At 38.6% G+C, this 19,172-nt stretch carries 14 protein-coding genes and 4 pseudogenes; 3 read left to right on the top strand and 15 right to left on the bottom strand.

What is annotated here, in order from left to right; translation table 11 throughout:
- Window positions 1–32: 32 nt before the first annotated feature.
- The 3 genes and pseudogenes from IPJ09_11725 to nagA all read left to right on the top strand — a co-directional run bounded on the left by IPJ09_11725 (window position 33) and on the right by nagA (window position 3,539).
- A complete protein-coding gene (locus tag IPJ09_11725) occupies window positions 33–1,004 on the top strand; it encodes a Gfo/Idh/MocA family oxidoreductase (protein MBK7372085.1) in 972 nt (323 codons plus the stop codon).
- Between the two features lie 28 nt (window positions 1,005–1,032).
- Window positions 1,033–2,370: a sugar MFS transporter gene (locus IPJ09_11720; GenBank protein MBK7372084.1), complete on the top strand. Its 1,338-nt coding sequence runs from the start codon at window positions 1,033–1,035 to the stop codon at window positions 2,368–2,370.
- Window positions 2,357–3,539 (top strand): annotated as a pseudogene (nagA, locus tag IPJ09_11715) (N-acetylglucosamine-6-phosphate deacetylase). The gene IPJ09_11720 and the pseudogene nagA overlap by 14 nt, the downstream one beginning before the upstream one ends.
- Window positions 3,540–3,615: 76 nt before the next feature.
- On the opposite strand, the pseudogene IPJ09_11710 reads toward nagA, so the two are convergent.
- From IPJ09_11710 to IPJ09_11640, 15 genes and pseudogenes are all read right to left on the bottom strand, one after another.
- Window positions 3,616–3,979, bottom strand: a pseudogene (locus IPJ09_11710) (TraR/DksA family transcriptional regulator).
- A 110-nt stretch (window positions 3,980–4,089) separates the two neighbouring features.
- The gene (locus IPJ09_11705) at window positions 4,090–5,427 is read right to left on the bottom strand and encodes a hypothetical protein (GenBank protein ID MBK7372083.1); all 1,338 of its coding nucleotides are present in this window, start codon (window positions 5,425–5,427) and stop codon (window positions 4,090–4,092) included.
- Between the two features lie 26 nt (window positions 5,428–5,453).
- Window positions 5,454–6,086 (bottom strand): hypothetical protein, encoded by a 633-nt coding sequence (locus IPJ09_11700; GenBank protein ID MBK7372082.1) that lies wholly within the window; start codon window positions 6,084–6,086, stop codon window positions 5,454–5,456.
- 8 nt (window positions 6,087–6,094) lie between these two features.
- On the bottom strand, window positions 6,095–6,610 hold the full coding sequence (locus IPJ09_11695) for a T9SS type A sorting domain-containing protein (GenBank protein MBK7372081.1): 516 nt from the start codon (window positions 6,608–6,610) through the stop codon (window positions 6,095–6,097).
- Window positions 6,611–7,197: 587 nt separating this feature from the next.
- Window positions 7,198–7,920 carry a DUF2071 domain-containing protein gene (locus IPJ09_11690; protein MBK7372080.1) on the bottom strand — a complete coding sequence of 241 codons (723 nt, stop codon included), beginning with the start codon at window positions 7,918–7,920 and terminating at the stop codon, window positions 7,198–7,200.
- 163 nt (window positions 7,921–8,083) lie between these two features.
- On the bottom strand, window positions 8,084–10,348 hold the full coding sequence (locus IPJ09_11685; protein MBK7372079.1) for a gliding motility-associated C-terminal domain-containing protein: 2,265 nt from the start codon (window positions 10,346–10,348) through the stop codon (window positions 8,084–8,086).
- A 101-nt stretch (window positions 10,349–10,449) separates the two neighbouring features.
- On the bottom strand, window positions 10,450–10,683 hold the full coding sequence (locus IPJ09_11680) for a hypothetical protein (protein ID MBK7372078.1): 234 nt from the start codon (window positions 10,681–10,683) through the stop codon (window positions 10,450–10,452).
- Window positions 10,684–10,874: 191 nt separating this feature from the next.
- On the bottom strand, window positions 10,875–11,240 hold the full coding sequence (locus IPJ09_11675) for a hypothetical protein (GenBank protein ID MBK7372077.1): 366 nt from the start codon (window positions 11,238–11,240) through the stop codon (window positions 10,875–10,877).
- Between the two features lie 17 nt (window positions 11,241–11,257).
- The gene (locus IPJ09_11670) at window positions 11,258–11,665 is read right to left on the bottom strand and encodes a hypothetical protein (GenBank protein ID MBK7372076.1); all 408 of its coding nucleotides are present in this window, start codon (window positions 11,663–11,665) and stop codon (window positions 11,258–11,260) included.
- 81 nt (window positions 11,666–11,746) lie between these two features.
- The gene (locus tag IPJ09_11665) at window positions 11,747–12,082 is read right to left on the bottom strand and encodes a nuclear transport factor 2 family protein (protein MBK7372075.1); all 336 of its coding nucleotides are present in this window, start codon (window positions 12,080–12,082) and stop codon (window positions 11,747–11,749) included.
- An 835-nt stretch (window positions 12,083–12,917) separates the two neighbouring features.
- Entirely contained in the window at window positions 12,918–13,706 is a 789-nt protein-coding gene (locus tag IPJ09_11660) for an alpha/beta hydrolase (GenBank protein MBK7372074.1), read from the bottom strand.
- Window positions 13,707–14,201: 495 nt separating this feature from the next.
- A pseudogene (locus IPJ09_11655) lies at window positions 14,202–15,101 on the bottom strand (NAD(P)-dependent oxidoreductase).
- Window positions 15,102–15,328: 227 nt separating this feature from the next.
- A pseudogene (locus IPJ09_11650) lies at window positions 15,329–16,377 on the bottom strand (beta-lactamase family protein).
- 444 nt (window positions 16,378–16,821) lie between these two features.
- Window positions 16,822–18,252, bottom strand: a complete 1,431-nt coding sequence (locus IPJ09_11645) for a linear amide C-N hydrolase (GenBank protein ID MBK7372073.1) — start codon at window positions 18,250–18,252, stop codon at window positions 16,822–16,824.
- Between the two features lie 329 nt (window positions 18,253–18,581).
- Complete coding sequence (locus IPJ09_11640; GenBank protein MBK7372072.1) at window positions 18,582–18,971, bottom strand: VOC family protein; 390 nt, start codon at window positions 18,969–18,971, stop codon at window positions 18,582–18,584.
- Window positions 18,972–19,172: the final 201 nt, after the last annotated feature.

Below are 19,172 nucleotides of genomic sequence, written 5' to 3'. Positions count from 1 at the left end.
GAGCAGACCTTTATTCATTAATAATTTTTTGTATGAGTTCAAGACGATCATTTGTAAAAACAGTAGGAGCTGGTGCTGCATGGGCATCGGTAGCACCATTTGCCGTGGAAAAAATTATTGTTTCTCCGGCTTTATCTCCGCTGCGTATAGGGATCATCGGTGCTGAAAATTCGCACACGATTGGTTTTGGCAAAATGTTTAATATCGACAAAAAATTTCCGGAGGTTTCACTTACACATGTATGGGGAGAGACGGACACATTTGCACAGAAAGCAGCGGAGGGTGGGCACATACCCAATATCGTTAAAGATCCATCAGAAATGCTCGGCAAGATCGATGCCTTGATCGTAGATCATCGCCATGCTCAGTATCACCTGGCTGCTGCAACTCCTTTTGTCAAAGCCGGAATCCCTACTTTTATAGATAAACCATTTTGTTACCGGGTAGAAGAAGGTAAGGCTTTTTTGGAATTGGCCCGAGCTCATAAGACACCTGTGACCTCTTTTAGCACTGTGGCACACACTGCCGCCACTTACGATATCAAACAGCAGGTCTCTGAGATGAAAGATATCAATCATGTTATATGTCATGGACCTGTAGATCTTGGTTCTCCGTATGGGGGTATCTTTTTCTATGGGATTCATCTTGTCCAGCCCCTGATGTTCGTCTTTGGAGATGAAATCGCCAGGGTCAAAATCACCAGGGACGGCATAAAGGGTAGTGCTGCGCTGGTATTTAAAAATGGTTTATATGCCACTTTGATTTTTAAAAATAAAGCCTATGGGTGGGAGACCTTCGTAGAAACCCCCAAGGCCCTGGTTCAATTAAAATCCCGTACCGAGGAAAAAGAACCCGGTATGGTCTACACGGATATGATTCAAATGTTCAGGACCAGGGTAGAACCCCGGTCACATAAAAGCATGTTGACCGAAGTAGCCATCCTGGAGGCATTAGAGCGCTCTGCACAAAACGATCTCTGGGTGGATGTAAACGCTATTGATTAAGATGGCTGGTGCTTCCTCTCCATCTACAATGACGAAGGCTTTCGATTGGTCGAGGTTTGTCTCCATGAGTATCCTTGGGCTGATGTTTTTTATTTTTGGGTTCGTATCCTGGCTCAATGCCATTTTGATCCCTTATTTTAAGATTGCCTGCGAACTGACCAATTTTCAATCCTACCTGGTAGCCTTTGCTTTTTACCTGGCCTATTTTTTTATGTCGGTGCCTTCAGGTTATTTATTAGAAAGGATAGGATTTAAGCGAGGCATCATGTATGGTTTTTTTATGATGGCAGCAGGGGCTTTTGTATTTATCCCGGCGGCACTAAGCAGAGCTTATGCTATATTTTTATTGGGCTTATTTATGATTGGTACCGGGCTGGCTTTGCTGCAGTCTGCAGCCAATCCTTTCGTGACGATCATAGGACCAATAGACCGGGCTGCACAACGCATCAGTATCGTCGGCATGTGCAATAAAGTGGCGGGGATATTGGCACCACTCATCTTTGCAGCAGTCGTGTTGAAAGTGACGGATAACGAATTGTTTAAAACCATCAATAGTGGCACTTTGTCCCTCGTCGAGAAGTCGGGTTTGTTGGATCAGTTGGTGCAGAGGGTGATCGTGCCTTATACCATACTTGGTTTTGCCTTGATCCTCATCGGTTTGATGATCAGATATTCTCCTTTGCCGGACATCAATCCTGAACAAAACAATCAGGAAGAAAAGACTGAAGGTGCCTTGAGCAAAACAAGTGTCTTCCAGTTTCCCTATTTGATCCTTGGGGCACTGGCCATATTTTTTCACGTTGGATCTCAGATCATAGCGATTGATACCATCATCGGTTATGCCGGTACGATGGGTCTCAATTTGTTGGAAGCTAAGGCATTTCCCTCTTATGTATTGTTCGCGACGATGTGTGGATATATTATTGGCATAGTGACTATCCCAAAATGGATCAGTCAAAAGAAAGCACTCCTGCTATGCACTTTATTGGGCTTCGTATTGTCGATAGGGGTTTTACTTTTTAAGGGCCCGGTAGTGGTATTTGGGCATCCAACAGACATATCGATATGGTTTTTGGTAGCTCTTGGCTTGCCCAACTCATTGATCTTTGCCAATATCTGGCCATTGGCTATTAAGGGATTGGGCAGGTTTACCAAGCTGGGATCTTCGATTATGATCATGGGATTGTGTGGCAATGCGATCACCCCTTTGATTTACGGTCGACTGGTAGATATATTTGATGCGCGGATAGCATATGCGATCCTGATCCCATGCTATCTTTATCTGATCTTCTATGCCCTTTTTGGTCATAAAATAAAACACTGGAGCCCGGTACCTCAATCTATACTCAGGGATGGAAAAAATTAAAATTATCAATGGCAGGTTGATTACCCCTTACAGAATCATCGATCAGGGTTCTATACTGATAGAAGAAGGCAAGATCACCGCTATTAATCAAAATGATCAGGAGCATGCAGGTGTACATATCATAGATGCCCGGCATCAGTACGTAGCTCCGGGATTTATCGATATCCACGTGCATGGAGGAGGTGGTCATGATTTTATGGATGGCACTGTAGAGGCTTTTCTTGGAGCAGCTAAATTGCATGCCCGGCATGGCACGACTTCTATGGTGCCCACCACCCTTACTGCAGAGGCTGAAGATCTGATCCGTACTTTTAAAATGTATGATATCAAAAAAAGAAAATCACCAGGGTTCTGAGTTTTTGGGATTACATATCGAAGGACCCTATTTCGCTATGAATCAAAAAGGTGCCCAGGATCCAAGATATATCCGGCTACCAAGGCGCGTAGAATACGAAGAGATTTTAAAACATACATCCGATATAATGAGGTGGAGTGCTGCTCCGGAATTGGAAGGCGCTATGGAGTTTGCCAGGTATATCCAGACTAAAAATATATTGCCTTGTATCGCCCATTCTGATGCTACCTCTGAGGAAGTAGTGCTGGCGTTGGAACAAGGCTTTACGCATGTGACGCACCTATATTCCGCCATGTCAGGAGTGATGCGACGCCATGCCTATCGTTATGCAGGAATCATTGAGAGTGCATTTTTGTACGACCAATTGACGGTAGAAATCATTGCCGATGGATGTCATCTGCCTGCCAGTTTATTGCAATTGATTTACAAACAAAAAGGACCAGCCAGTATCGCCCTGATCACAGATGCCATGCGGGCCGCCGGGACTGATGTATCTGAAAGTATATTGGGCAGCATTAGAGATGGACTTCAGGTAATCGTAGAGGATGGGGTGGCCAAATTGCCTGATCGGACTTCGTTCGCCGGTAGCGTAGCTACTGCAGATAGGTTGGTTAGAAATATGATTCGTTTGGGTGGTGTTCCTTTGACACATGCTGTACAGATGATATCAAGCACACCTGCCAAAATCAGCCGCGTGGATCATAAGAAGGGCAGCCTCACTATCGGCAAAGATGCGGACATCGTCATTTTTGATGAGGATATAGATATCAAATCGACCATCATAGGAGGGAGGGTGGTGTTTAATACGTTATAGACCTGTGATATATAAATCGTGCTATAAGGAGATGTATAAAACAAAATTTAATTACTTGGTCGGGATCAGGTCGCGTTTAAATTGTGCAATGGACATAATATAAACTTTCAGGTCGGATCAATATTCTATCGGGTGGAATGGCTTTATGACATTTCATACAAATCCCAAAGTCAGGGCTGCCTATTTTTGATATCACTTGTTTTAAACCGTAATCATGCATTAGAATACAATGATTACCTCCCGAAACTGATCAGTTTCCTTTCAGCTTGTCTGAGTACTGCTTCTGTGACACTTTTATTGTTTATGGCATCCATTCTGGATATCCGACCAATAGCTACATCCGGAGCTACTGGTTTAGTCATTTCACTATTTTCCAATATGACTTGTTCACTTTTAGCAATTTCTTCCAGAAATTTTTGTCGAAGTTGGTCATTATCCATTGTCCAAAGGTAAGGTTATTACTTTTTGGATATAACTTCTAGCATTGCAGTAGGATTTGAAGAAAGGTTTCCGATTTTTTTTAATTGCCTTTATCCCCAATATTGGACTATCACTTGACTACCATCACTTTTACCTGCCTGTTAAATCCCAAATCAACCGGAAGCAAAGTGCCGTTGTAAAAAGAAACTTTTATGATATCCGGCTCTGTTACGAAAAAGGTCATTTGCAGGCCATTGAGATTGGCATCGATAGATCCATAGATAATACTGCCTAGATCTACTCCCGGGACCAAAATGGATGGTGATATCCAGGTATCTTTTGGATCTATTATGCCGGGGAATATCGTTCCTGCAGATGAAGTGACGATAGCTTGCAATACAGAAGAGATGATGATCGAGTCGGAGGTGACTGACACGTTTACTCCGTTCTGACCAGAGATCACTTTTAACTTGGGCATAGAGTCTGTGACGCCCACAGCTATCTGGCCATCTGTTGCTTGGCCAAGGGATAACAAAGCGCCTTGCGTATTGCCTATGATGAGTGAATTGGCCAGGAGGGTGTCTGTACCTGTTCCTCCATTTTTTACAGGCAGGATCCCCCTGACTTTTGAAGTGAGATCTATAATCGAATCCGCTATGTCTTCATTTAAAATGCTTCCATTTAAAATCGAACGGGAATCAACCGCTCCGGTACGTAGGTCTTGATTAAGTATAGTCGAATCCAATAAGATTCTTGAATCCACCGCTCCGGTTTGAATATCTTTATTTAAGATAGTAGAATCAAGCAGCGTTCTTGAATCAACCGACCCAGTCATCAGGTCTTTATTCAGGATAGTCGAATCCAGTATTTCAGATGTGGTTACCGCACCGGTATCAATGTCTTCAGCTATTATAGATTCATTCAAAATGGTTCTGGAATCTACAGCACTTGTATGAATATCCCTGTTGAGTATAGCTGAGTCGAGTATTTTTTCTGTAGTAATCGCATCATCCGCAATGTCATCGGTATAAAACGAATAAGGGACGGACATAAACTGTTGATTACTGACCAGTTTATAATTGCCATCATTTTTAGTAGATATTTCGACTTTCAAAAACTGATCTGCATCGATCCAGGGAATGTCAAGGAGCCTGGGGTACTTACTATTGCCGGTGGGGGTGCCTTGGCCTATAATTAAAGTAAACAAACCATATTTATCTGTGTTGGTGGTATGGGTCTCTTCCCATTCAATCGCTCCATCTATCCCTTGGGTAATTGTAAATCGGACACCTATCGCTTTTTTGTTTAGTGGTTTTCCATTAATATCCATTCCTACTATTTCTTTCCCGATATCATCCACCGCAACAGCCTGGTAATAGATACCATTTAAATTTCCTATTTTCTGAGAAAGGATAGACGACACACTACCCAGCAAACATATGATGACTATATAAATCTGTTTTTTCATTTTTTTTATAATTTAAGGGATACACATTATTTTTCGATCAGGGAAGCGGCCACACCAATGCTAACTCCCACCGATGAATTTTTAGCATTTTGGTTGGACCCCAATTCGATATTGGCCAAGCCAAGCAGATAGTTGAATTCTATAAAACTGGATATAAATTTTGAGAACCTGATATCAATACCCGGGCTGAACACCAATCCATAATCTCTGTTAGATAGAGCACTGGATTTGAGTACATTGATATGTTCATTGTTTATAATTTGGGTACCCCGAAGCATAGTAGCATAATACCCCGAGGCGGTAATATAGGGTTTCACTGTTTTAAAATTGACTCTATACCCAAGCCCAAGTTTTAGATCCCCGTATTGTAGTTTCCAGGAATAATTGGTTTCATCATATAACAAATTTGCTCCCCCGGTACGCATACCAATACCTCCTTTAAAGATGATGCCACCTTCGGTGATAAATCGAAGTCCAATGCCATAGGCTCCGGTGATTAAACTTTGATATTCACTATTGAGTTTGACACCTTCACTATCTTTAAATTTAAAGGATGGAAATATTTGAGAAACCTCAGCGGTAAACGCAGGCTGTGCACTACTCGTGTTCAGGTAGGTCACCAGGTAGATAAGGAAGGCAAATTGTTTAATTTTTTTCATCGTATCTATTATTTAGAAATTATTAATCTTAATGTTTTATTATTTTGATGGGCATCAAAAATGGTGATGAAGTACACCCCGCTGGCCCATAAGGCACAATCAATTTGATGACGATAGAGATTCTGCACTTTTTCGGTCAATAGATATTTTCCATTTATATCGGTCACCTGGATAAAAGAAGATGGTATTTCCTCTTTGCTGGATATGGTGATAGATCGGGTAGCAGGATTGGGATAGACCAAAACATTTAAATCAGTATAGACTTGGTCTTCGATCTCTTCCAAAGCAATTGTAACGGGTTGTTGAAACCCCTGGGAGACAGTTACTCCATTGATACTCATCGTCGTGTTGAAACTTTGCCCGGCAGTTTGTCCTATAAATACATGATCCGACATACCGGAAGAGCCATAACTTGAGATCACCTGCCGTTTGATAGATTGTGCGTAATTGTCAGACGGCAGCGAAGATAGAAGAGCAAGAATACAGCACAATAAATATGTTTTAGAGTCTACATTTTTTATCATATCCATTTATTTTCACTGTTATAATATTATTAGCGTCGATTTTATTCTAAATTGATAAAGTCTTTATTTAACATAATTCCTTAAGCATGCATACTGATGACGAACTCCAACCAGCAAGCCTAGCAAGAGAATTCCGTCTAATGTAGACAGGCATCGCAAGACACACAGTACTGTCTAAGTATTTGGTCCATGGTATCAACTCATACAGTCCTATTTATGTAGATCAAACTCTGAGCTGACGACTTTTATTATGATTTTGGTCTGAAATATTTAAAAAAACCTTAAGATTTAACCTAGGTACCTTCAACCTGAATTTCTCGCTGTTTATCAGGTAGCATGATAGCCAAAAGTGAATAAATTTCGGCGAATTAAGAAGTTATATATAGGTGTGATTTGGAATTCGCCTGGCAAGTCAAGGATTAAGGGTAGTATATTACTGATTTGATTTTTGAGCTGTTAAATAGGGGTTACAGCGTCCAGGTGGTTAAAATGTAAAACCAGCCTCCTAAGCTCGAGTGACAGGTCCAGTTCTTCTTTTAATCGATCAGCAACGACGAAAAAATTAATTTAAAAAAGCTTCGCTTTTTTTATGCGGGTTGCCGGGACCACGATATTACTTTGACCCCATCGGAATAGTGAGCAAGATCCGGCCTAAGATCCGTTAGAATTATTTTGCCCAAATTATAATTCAGGTTCAAATGGATTGTCTCCACCTCGCTAAGAGGCCACTCTTCATGATGAATGTCGTAGCGGTAGCAATGATGCTGTAGATCCAAATACAAACTATAGCGTTCTGTAAGCCATCGGTCTAAAGCACTTTTATGTTTTATTTTTTCAGACACGGTATAGGTAGTATCCAGGGAAGTGACTTTCCTGGCATTATTGGATACAAAGACATTGCCGGTTCGGTGGATGTCTGCTTTTTCGTAAGGTAGCCCTGACAAGAGTTTGGCTATAAAGACGGAGATTGATTTTTCGGCTTCGATATTTAAAAAATAAACTCCTGGTTTATTATCATTAAGGATATAAGTCCTCAGATTTATTTCATGAAAATTTGAAATTAAGGGTATGGCTGGAAAATATTTGGGTCTGATCCTACACATGGAGAAAGCCACCAGGGAGATATAACAGGCTCCATCGAAAGTGTCTAAAGTTAGTTTTTGAGGAAGGAGGTTTCTTAAATCTTCATAAGGGACTTTCCAATGTAAAAAAAGCACTTGATTCCATTCCTGATAATAGCTCCAGGATCCCGTGGGTAAAGGATAAGGTCTATGACTAATGGATGAAAGAATGGTTTTGATGCGATTCATTTTTATTTATGTCAGAGGTATGTATTGTGATTGATGTTCACCCTGCATTTTTGGATGTGTAGAATAAAACGTACGATAATACTGTGTTCCACTATTATAAGGAGGGTACAATTCATGAACAGTGCATTAGTTCAAGCACACAAATATAGAAACTCCACCACCTTTAGTTGCGAATTAAAGTAATAGAACCTTTAATCAGTTTACTGGACTGGTCAGCTATACTGATTAGGATTTCGTAGATATAGACGCCGGGAGGAGCCATTTGTCCAGTTGGATTATTACCATCCCAACCATATGCTGGATCAGTGCTGCTAAAAACTAATCCTCCCCATCGATTGAACACATTTAATTTATACTCTGTGTAAGCAGCTAGAATATTTGGAATAAATTCATCATTTTGTCCATCCCCATTGGGAGTAAATATATTGGGTACATATATATCTGTATTTGCACGGAGTATCACATTTTTACTCAGACTATCTACACAACCATTGTCTTTCATAGCATACAAGGTCACTGTAAATATCCCTGTACGGTTATAAGGGTGCGTAGGCGCTAAGGCTATAGAGGATGTATTATCACCAAAATCCCAACGATAAGTGTCGGCTTTCTTTGAATTGTTTACCAATCTGAGAACGGGATTTTTGAGCGTTAAGTCAGTATTCTCTATTTCAAAATCTGCACTTGGCTTTTCTGATGGCACCAGTATTTTATCAAAAGTTTTATCCACGACACATCCTGAAGGGGTGATGAGCGTTAGGCTTAATCTGAGCTGTTCAGGTGAAGTGAAAATAGCATTTACTTTGAATCCGGCAAACGACCTTCCATCACTCAATCTCCATATAAACCGGTAAGTAGTATCTATTATTTCTTTAATGGAAAACTGGATGGTGCCGGGGTAACATATGGTTGAATCATTTAATGACAGACTTACTAGGGCAGGTGGAGGATATAATCGAATCGTCCTTGTTATTTCTTGAGCACAATAAGATTCATTGCCTTTCAACAAATTTAATTTTAAAGTATATGTGCCCGCATTTTTATATTGGTGTGGGAGCAAGGTACTCCCATTTGAAAAAGTGTCCAGGATACCATCACCATAATCCAATACATAGGTGCTGTCCTTTATAGGTATATCTGGTAGTACTGGGCCTACACTGCAGGAGTCATAGATTAAATTAATTGCAGGGACATCAGTCTGAGGATTAATTTTCAATTTAAGATTTATTGAATCCGAACAATTATATCCTCTATTGATGTACATCCTGCCGTTATAGATACCTCCAAGAGGGAATGATTTTGAAAAATGAAATGCGGAGTCAGAGATTTTGATTCCCTGAGGACCCGTAAATTCCCAATGCACTTTTTTGATGTATTGACTGTCCTGGCTGGTATTAATAATTTTTACTACGGAGTTTGCTTCGCACCTGATGATGGTAGGCACTCCATCTTCTATTTGATCGTAGTGGACTTCGGCTTTGAGATTGATATTACAGGGCACAAAATTGAACTGGAGATCTCGGTATTGTACAGTCATCAACAATCCATTTCTATATTCTTTAATACAGACACCTAAAATAAACTGACCTGCGACATTTGGCTTGGCTTTTAACAGGCCTCCTGATAGGGTGATCGGGATAGAGGAAGGGAATGGAATTAAGGCATTGATATTAGTACCAACCCAATTTACTTCTTTTAACAAGGGGACACAGAGGGCTGGGTCGGGCGAGATTCCGCCACATTCTTTTGGATTTCCGGCACCACCTCCCAAACCCCTTGGTCCTCCACCTGAAAAGGGTGTACATAGTTCATAAGTGATGTCGTCATCTTCTTTGTCTGTTCCCTTGAGATTCAATTGGAGTTCTTCATCCAAACAAGCTACAATAGGCAAGGTGTTTTCAAATTGCGGGCTGGAGTTGCATGGTCTTTGAGATTCCGGTGTAAGAAGGAGGGCCACTGTGCTGCCGGTTCGGCCTGGGTCTGTGATATTCGATATGGTTATATTTCTGCAGCAGCGTTCATAAGAGATCAAATAGTTTTCACTGATGATAGGCAAGTCGCGGACAAAAGCAGTATAGGTGACTACATTCACGCACACATCACGAATCAAGTCAGCACATGACTTGGTGTATTCAAACAGGGCAGGGTTGAGGTCTATTGCGGCAGTAGTTTTACTGTGAAAAGCATAAGTATTGCCGGTGCCTTTGAATGTTCCGATTTCTATATTGCGTTCGTAAGAATTATCATTGGAGCAATCGTAGAAGAGGCGAATAGTCAATTTATATGTATTAGAATTGGGGATAGCCCCTGGACCCTGGCATTCGTAGGATATCAGGCCACCGACGATGTGTTCTGAATAGGCGAGTTGATTGACCATCAGGCAAATACCAGCTAATAGGTTAAATTTTATGATCGAACTAATGGACATTTGCTTAGCGATGCATTCAACATGCAAATTAATTCAAAATATTTGTTATTAGTACCTTCCCCATACTTTGCCGTCTATTACATGATAGTTACATCGACTATTCAATGATCGTCGGGCAATACCAATTTTTGAAATTCATCTTTCCTGATTTCGAGGGTATGGCATCCATTAGTGATCAGTGCTTGTTCTACCTTATAATCCTCCGCTAAGAACTGATAATACTGGGCATCGGTCATACTGGGAGCAAGTATACCTAAAAAGTGATGCGCTTTGGGTTCATAATGGTTGTGGAGGTGCGATCGGAAGATCCAACCTTGCTGCAAATCTTTTTGCATTGCTTCTAAAATTACTGCGGGTTTAGGGAGGCCATGGTTGATCGCTTGCAGCAAAATATACTTTGATGAGATTTAGTGTATCATGCATTAATATCATACCATGAAATTCTGTTGGGTGGCTTAATAGGGGATATCGACTCAACTGGTAGTTTAATAATTGTGCTTCCAAAAGTTGATAGGCCTTATCTTGCCTACAGTGTTAGAGTGAATAAGTTGAGCATTGATGGAATCTCCATTATCAGTTTTACAGATGGGTATGAAGCACTTTGATATGCCAGCATAGTAGAAATCAGATTAAAGGTGTCCTGACCAAGTTCGTTTTCTAAAGAATCTCTGAAAGATTTTAATGCCAAAGGTGGAATAAAATTGGTGTTCCATAAATAAGACTGATTTTTAAATTCCCAATATTGAAATCTCTCTGCACCATTCCTTTTGATCATAACAGGAGCGAGGGTCATTAAAGAAAGGTCCTGTGGATTAAGAGAGCTTTGACAAGCAAAGAAAGAAATAATTATAGCAGAAAAAATGGCAATGTTGTGAAAAATAATTTTTTTCATTTGAAAATGGCTATATCTTATTTCTTTGCCTTCTTAGATTCCAAATACGCTTCTTTCATCTTTAGGAGATCAATTAGGGAACAATCAGTGATTAATTCTTTGACTATATCTAAAGGCATATCCAGCTCGTGTATGAAATTGATACAGCCCTTTTGAAAACTTGCTGTAGGTAAAAGGGTCTTATATTTTGAGTGCAGCACGGTAGATCCATAAATAGGCAGGGCATGTAAGGATATATAGTTTTTGACACTTGAAAGACCATATTTCATTAGCCCTTTTCCTTTATAAATTATCATTGTTTTTCCCATCATGGACCCTACTTCGGCTTTTACACTTTTGTCATGCTTCAGGATGGTCTCATGGATAGTCATCAAAAGGTTTTGCCTTTCAAGCGGTTGGTTGGAGATATAAGTTGTTATTTCCATATTGTTTTATTTACTTTCTGTTTTCTGTGAGTTCTATGCGCATGTCAGGTTAGAGTGCTGCACCTGGTTAGTGGCTTCTTTTTATTTCCTAGGTATTACATGGTCGTAACTCAGTATTCTTTTTAATTTCCATTCACCACCTTCAATTATCCAAACATGGGTGAACTTTGCTGTACTTGTCAAGTATCTAGGTTTGTCTTTTTCTTCACCATAGAATTCGTGGATACCTGTTTGTATTGCACCATATATTTTTCCATTTGAGAACAATGGAAAAACTTGGAGACTATTGTCAATTAATACTCTTATGGGTTTGTAATCCATTTTACATAGGTTGGGAATACTTTGGATCAAGATTTCTTTTGATTTTAAAATGCCATTTTGGTCATGATAGAATTCTAGGTCATCACTTAATAACATCCTTAATTGAGTTGAATCACAATGATTGAATCCGAGATTAAAAACCAGGCTGTCTTTTGTCTTAATTCATAAAATATTTCTTGAGAATTAAATTCGCTTTCTTGAGAATAGACAGACCCTATTGAAATAGAAAATACTGCTATGTAAAAATGTAATTTTTCATTGGGCAATTATTTTTTTGATTAATTGAAAGTTTATAGTCGTTTGTGTTGGTTTTGATTCCAAAGGAAGTAGGATTAGCGTATGAGAAATAGCAAGTTTTAAACATACCATGTCTGAAAACAACTGACAATAATGAGTAATTATAATTTTGAATAGGCATTTATTCCAGTAATTTTTTGTACATTATTCACTGGATCGATTAATTTGTCATTTCCGTTATTGTTTTCCCGTCAAATTTCCAAAATTTACATTTTCACTAAATCATATATTTTCTACAGCATCTTCAATTATAAATAGGATTCCATTAAATCTTGACTTTCTTTTGTAGCAAAATGGACAATGGTCATTTCCATTCAAAAATACTTAAAATTTCTCTACCGTGCCGTGCCTAAATATTGCCATCGAGAAACAATTTATTTTGGTCAGATCTTTATAAATGGTGTTCGTAATACTTCAATACCGGCTGATTTTGATAAACGCCACAGTTATCAAAGGCTAGCTGAACCATGGTATTGATTAGTGATGGTTTATTTTTTTTTCTTACTTTCCTGCAACTGTTCATAATCCTGCAAAACGATTCTAATACTCGAAATGAGTAATTCAGGATCATCGAAATGCACAAAATGACCTGCATCTCCACTATAGAATAACATACCTTTATCGACAGATTGAACTACATCAGTCCATCTTTCAATTCGATTTTCATTTTGGCTCTAAACAAAAGTGAATCATTAAGTTCCTTAATACGAAATCTGGGCGGTGTGTCGTAGCGACCTCCCGTCAAAATATGAACAGGGATATTAGGTAGTTTTGAATCTGAAATTTCTTTAAAATCGGTTTCTCTGAGTTGAGCAAGCACCTCACTTTCTTCAAAAACAGATTTTGGTATAGTGGAAGGCTTGTTTTTATTTGCTACATCTTCCAAATTCCACTTGTTAAATAATGTGTCTACTTGTTCACTTGTCATTCCAATGTCAAGGAAAGATTTCCTCTTATTTAATCTAATTTCTGTAAAGTCAGCAGGATCAATAATTACTAAACCTGCTAATAATTCAGGATAGTACACTGCAAACCCTCGGACATAAGCACCACCTAAAGAATGTCCGACAAGAACATAAGGTGGTTTAACATCAAGGTGTTTTAATATCTTAACTAGTTTATTCGATACATTTTTGATAGTAGGCATTTCATTATCTGGTTCTGATTCACCGATACCTGGTCTATCATAAGTTATCAAAGGAGCTAAATCAGATACCCCGGCTAATATTCTGTCCCAATGGTCCATCGGAGTACCATGTCCACTCTCAAAAACAATCACTGGTTGTCTTTCTTTGCGGTTCTCTAGCCCAATGGTATTTATCCAAATTTTAGTACTATCAATGGTTATAAAACATTTCTGTGAAAAGGAAGTGTGACTTATCAAGTAGGTTACTGTAACTAAAGCTAATCTTATTTTTATCATAGTTATTATTTTGGAAGTTTTAGGAAACTGAGTGGTCACTTTTCCAGATCAGGTATGAGTGATTCAGCTTTTTTATGGCTAATTAATTATCCTATTTTTTCTATGGTGGTGAATTGTTACTACACCAAAAAATATGAACGTAATTGTTGAAATTATTATTTTGTAATTTATATCCATTAATCCAATCACAAACATAAAACCCAGCAGTAGTCCTAATCCCATTATACTAATGTAGGTCAAGATTTTATTCGGATTCTTTTGGAATAGGGTTGTCATTAAAAGTATTTGACTCGCCAAAGGGAGTAAAATTTGTGGATGAAGTACAGAAAGCAGGTTATTAAATATTTTAGAAAGGATGTCTAGCTCAGTTTTTAGAAGAAAGATTTGATTATTGCCACCCCATTCTAAATAGCCGAATAGCGAAGTGATAATCAATGGGAAATTGAAAAACTTACTTTTCATTTTACGCTCAGAAGGTATGTTAAATTTTAAATTTTCCCATTTCAGGTATTTCTGCCAGTTATGTTGTTCTTTAAATCCCAGCACTTCACGGATTTTGCGATTGGAAAACAAAGCTTCATGCTCCCCTAATTCGTGTTTTATTGGCACATTGGGGAAAAACTTTTCTGCCAATTCTTTGCTAGGCATGATGGCACCATTGTGATCGTTGCCAGCATTGAAAACCTGGTAACCAAGGCCATCTTTTTTCAAACATAAATCCACAATCTGTCCCAGGTCCCGTGCATCTATATAACAAAAGGCATTCCTGCGTCGCACTTCAGGGTGAATAAAATAATGGGGAAAGAGCTCGGTGTATTCATGCGGTTCAATCACATTTCCGATACGAAGCGCATAAATATCAAAGCCAGATCGCCTCTGGAAGCTGCGAGCTGTTTTTTCATTGACAACCTTAGATAGTCCATAACTATCCATTGGATCAACATCATAATCTTCTTCTAAAGGCAGTACATTAGGATTCGTCTGTCCATCGGAAAAACAGATGCCGTAGGTGGTCTCTGACGAAGCTATTATAATCTTTTTAATTCCAAGTTTGACTGCTGCTTCAATCACATTGTAGGTGCCGATGGTGTTGACCCGGAAAGTTTCATTATCCGGTTTAAGCAAGATCCTGGGTACTGCAGCAAAATGTACTACGGCATCAAATTTTGGTGTGCCTGTACCTGCTTCCAGTTCATCAAACCCACAATACGAACTCATCGCATTGAACATTTGTCCGGAATCCGTAATATCAGCTACCAGATTGTCTACCCCTGAATGATCCAAAGGCCGAAGGTCTGCATTCATCACTCTGTGTCCCTGGTCGAGGAGGTAGGGGATCACGTGCTTCCCTGCCTTACCCGATCCTCCAGTAAAAAATATTCGCATTTTGGCCATGTATTTTCTTATTTAAAATGATTTTTACTAGTTGCTTGCAGGTAGTTTGTGCATTGCAAATTACTTCTCAATTTTACAATTAATTTTTCATTTTAATTAGATTGAAAAAGAGTTAGTAAAAGAAAAGTCGCCATTTATGAACTTCATTCCTTTCAAAATACTAGTGAGTTGAAGCGTGCTGCAGTGCCATAATTTATTGCTATCTTAGCTATAAACTTTATCCACTTTTATGAACCTTTTGGCCTTTCCAGTATTTTTATGATACGGTTATATACGATTTCCGATAGATTCCAACTGTATCCACCACTTGTATTTACAAACTGAATCACGACCGCATCAATCTCTTTATGATACCTGGCAATACTAGAGTAGCCAGGCAATAATCCTGTATGTTCATATTCATAAATGGATGAATAAATATCTTGTTCATTATCATTTAGCAAAGAGCCATCGTTCAATGCCCGCAAGAATATGCCCACATCCTGTGCTGTAGCTACCATTGAGCCGGCAGGGTTTATAAAATCATTATACTTCAAATCGCCAGCATTACCTACGGTATACCCACTCATAACATTGTCCAAATTTACTTCACTTAGCACACTGAAAGTATTATTCAGCTCTAACGGTATCAAAATTTCTCTCTTGATATATTGGTGATGGCTATATCCCAATGTTTTGTCAAGGATTTTGCCTATCAACAAATAATTCGTATTTGAATAACTATATTTTTTATCAGGTTTAAAATCAGCAGGCTTATCCAGTACCAAATTGAGCGATGCTTCATTGCTTATCGAAGAATCGTTTTCCCAAAAGCCAGGGTAGTCAGTGTAGTTGGGAATGCCACTTCTATGTTGCACCATCATTTTCAAAGTGATTTTATCGGCATTTTCAATCGTTCCCACAAGTTCTGGAAGGTATTCAGCCAGGGTTTTATATAAAGACAAATGTTTGTCATTAACCAATTTAGCGACAGCCACTGCAAGATATAACTTGCTTATGCTGGCAATCTTGAAAAGGCTTGCGGGTAGGCAGGTATTTTATTTTTTCGATCCTGCCAGCCTGCGGTGTAAAGCTCTGATGACTTTCCAGCTTGGTCCACGTAAACAATTATTCCATCAAATCCATGACCAATTGCTTCATTTACTTGTTCTTGAACCGTATCAGGTATTGGTAAAATCCAAGCCTTTACCAAAATCCATGGTACAAAGAACAAGGAGATTATTGTTCCAATAAGCAATACTATTCTAAGTATTTGTTTTGTTTGTTTCTTCTTCATACTATTTCATGAAAGTGCATTTTTATTAAATTACTCATAACGGCCGCGCATATTGAACGTTTGGCATTTGAAAACAATTTCTTATGAAACTTGTATTATTTACATTAATTGATCCGGATCTAAATTAGGCATTTTCTACCGGATGCTGCTCCACATGCTGTTGTTGTTTCGGTTTTAAAATTGCTACTAATTTTAAACTGTTTCTATATTTTTCCAATTCCATGACAGCCAACCGATATATACGGTTGTTGCTATTTCTACCAAACAAAAAAGAAGTAATGCATCGTAAAGTCACCACTTACTAGTGTTCCGGCCTGATTTTGTGTGAATGGAACTCCAGCTCTGCTTGAGTTGCCTATTCGATGAATCTTTATCGAAGGTTGCTCGTAATACTAGAATAGAAGGTAGTTCAGCTGCTTGCCTACATGAAAGAGACTGTCTATCCTAATGATTCCACTTTACAGCTACTTGTGCATTTGAAATACTAAAATCTGCCGAAGTACTTGAAAAGGTCAATTCGTTTTCGTTAGCAAATGTAAAGTGGCTGAATGTTGCATATTTTTCCATTGCTTTTCCTTGCTTATCAAAGTCCAAATTTCGGTTCTTATTGTTGTCAATAAATGTTAGCATTGAATATTTTCCGTTCTTTAAACCGTAAATGTGTACCATAAGTGTTCCATTGTTTGGAACTGTTCCATAAAGATATCCGCCGGTAACTACCTCCCGTTTTTTAAATTGCTCCTCACTGTCCATTACGGCTATAAACACCGTTTGTTTTTCTTCTTCTAACGGAATTGAAATTTCAAAATGAAAATAATTGCTGGCAAAGTAGCTTGATACGCCTTTCGATTGCAGGAATTGGTGTTGGCTAATGTCTTTTGTAACTGTTTCATCAAAACCAAGGTGTATCAGTGAAGGGGACAGATAGGAATAACTAATATGTTCTGTAAACGACTTTAATTCTCTACTCAAATTGATTATCTCGTTTTGGTGGAGAGGGAAATAAGTTAGTTCTTCTCCGAAATCTAAATCTGGTAGTCTAATGTTTTTTATTTCCTTATGCGTATCTGTTAAAAAGGAAATGCTTTTTTGATGTACATTATAAACGATGCTCCACATTGTCCTAAAGTCCCCTTTCGGGATGGTAACTTTTTGCAGGACATTAAAAGCATATGCTTCGTTTAATTCGGTTTTAATCTTAAAGTTAGAAATTTTCTGCTCCAACTGATAATAGCGATATGTTGGAGCAGTATTGTTTTTTCTTATTCCCTTTATTTGATTTTTGTAAGGTTCTGATTGATGAACAGAATGGTTGGTAATAGTTTGGCAAACATTGGCTTCTTTTTTATAAGTTGTCGGCATACCGTTTAGATACTCAATGATGACTGATTCGCCTGTTTTGTCCGTAAGTATATAGTGAATTTTGCCTTTGATTGGATAAATTTTAACTTCATTTAAATGGTCAATAACTTGCTGAACAGTTTCAAAATTATCTAATTGATATTGTATCCATTCCAGTTCGTTCAAATACTTTTTTTCTTCGTTGATATTATACTTGGTTAGATCAAGCCAAAGCATTTCAACCACTAATCCTTTTTCATTCATTCCGCCATAAGGCATTTCCTTGCCGTTTTGGTTGAAAGTAATACTCCCATACTTGCTCGTCCATTGAGCAGGTTCACCTTGATGTGTATAGTATGCAGTTTTTGATATGCTACGAAGGTTTTTGATGATGATGCCATCATGATAAGTCCAATCAAAATTTTTTGCTAGCAGTATTTGATTTTCATTTTTCAGTACAATGGCAGAGCAAGGATAAATAAGGTTGGATGTAATCATTGCTATCAGAAGGCTTAAGTAGATCTTTTTTATCATTGTGCTTATGTTTTGCGATATCTGTGTTGCGCTTAGTGCTAACGTTGTGGTTTTGACGCACGCGGATTTGGAACCTCGTTTTGTCCTGCTGAACACACAAAGTAAAGATAACAAACTTAATGTGGACTGCTATATACTCGCTTGGCTAAATGACATTGTGGGCATCAATTGTCCATGGCAAATTAGGTTAAATATCGTTTTTTATGTTACCTATCCCCAATCTTTAGAGTAAATGGTCCGGGTAATATTTAAGACTTAATTTTTTCGACTTCATCAGTCTCGGCTGTCTTAAAACGCATCTTGCCAGCTTTGCTGTTTTAGCTATTCAGTCAGATTTTCTTTTGTATTTGCCAAAAGTGTCCAAAGGGGTCTTTGAACATGCCTTGTCTGTAGCCATAATCATGGTCTGTGGTAGGGTTAATTTCAGTAGCACCTGCCTGAATAGCTTTCTGCATAACTTCTTCCACATTAGAAACAAACAAACCTATAATTGAAGTTACCCCTTTAGCACTTATGGGTTCAAGAGCTTCACGCATTATTTCGTGGACATGAAAAATGGCACCATTGATTTCTAACTCGGCTACGTGAATACTCCCATCATCGTTCCTGAAGCAAAAATTTTCAGTAGCACCGAATTTTGTGTAAAAATCAATATTGATGGTCCTATTGGGGATGTGCAATTCGGGAGCAAAATGCGTTGTGTTGTCTGTTGTTGCCATATTATTTATTTTGTATTGAGTTCAATGTATTTAGATGTTTTTTTGCATGGTATTTTCTACGTAGTCAAGTTCCATCAGCCAAAATTAGGCAGCTGCCTGCAAGAAGTGAAATTTCAGTTAGAAGTGTCATAGTATAATCGTCTATTTATTGGAGGTATTGAAATAGTTAAGACTGATGGGTGGCTATACGGTGTTTAGCCG

Source organism: Saprospiraceae bacterium, assembly GCA_016709995.1.
GTDB lineage: Bacteria > Bacteroidota > Bacteroidia > Chitinophagales > Saprospiraceae > JADJLQ01.
The sequence above is the reverse complement of the archived record's forward strand: the minus strand, read 5'-3'. Positions and strand labels throughout refer to the sequence as shown.

Coding starts and splice junctions, on each gene's coding strand:
- IPJ09_11640 (MBK7372072.1), bottom strand. CDS start 18,971: ATGGCAACAACAGACAACACAACGCATTTTGCTCCCGAATTGCACATC.
- IPJ09_11695 (MBK7372081.1), bottom strand. CDS start 6,610: ATGATAAAAAATGTAGACTCTAAAACATATTTATTGTGCTGTATTCTT.
- IPJ09_11675 (MBK7372077.1), bottom strand. CDS start 11,240: ATGAAAAAAATTATTTTTCACAACATTGCCATTTTTTCTGCTATAATT.
- IPJ09_11680 (MBK7372078.1), bottom strand. CDS start 10,683: ATGCAAAAAGATTTGCAGCAAGGTTGGATCTTCCGATCGCACCTCCAC.
- IPJ09_11660 (MBK7372074.1), bottom strand. CDS start 13,706: ATGATAAAAATAAGATTAGCTTTAGTTACAGTAACCTACTTGATAAGT.
- IPJ09_11645 (MBK7372073.1), bottom strand. CDS start 18,252: ATGATAAAAAAGATCTACTTAAGCCTTCTGATAGCAATGATTACATCC.
- IPJ09_11670 (MBK7372076.1), bottom strand. CDS start 11,665: ATGGAAATAACAACTTATATCTCCAACCAACCGCTTGAAAGGCAAAAC.
- IPJ09_11690 (MBK7372080.1), bottom strand. CDS start 7,920: ATGAATCGCATCAAAACCATTCTTTCATCCATTAGTCATAGACCTTAT.
- IPJ09_11685 (MBK7372079.1), bottom strand. CDS start 10,348: ATGTCCATTAGTTCGATCATAAAATTTAACCTATTAGCTGGTATTTGC.
- IPJ09_11700 (MBK7372082.1), bottom strand. CDS start 6,086: ATGAAAAAAATTAAACAATTTGCCTTCCTTATCTACCTGGTGACCTAC.
- IPJ09_11725 (MBK7372085.1), top strand. CDS start 33: ATGAGTTCAAGACGATCATTTGTAAAAACAGTAGGAGCTGGTGCTGCA.
- IPJ09_11665 (MBK7372075.1), bottom strand. CDS start 12,082: ATGTTATTAAGTGATGACCTAGAATTCTATCATGACCAAAATGGCATT.
- IPJ09_11705 (MBK7372083.1), bottom strand. CDS start 5,427: ATGAAAAAACAGATTTATATAGTCATCATATGTTTGCTGGGTAGTGTG.
- IPJ09_11720 (MBK7372084.1), top strand. CDS start 1,033: ATGACGAAGGCTTTCGATTGGTCGAGGTTTGTCTCCATGAGTATCCTT.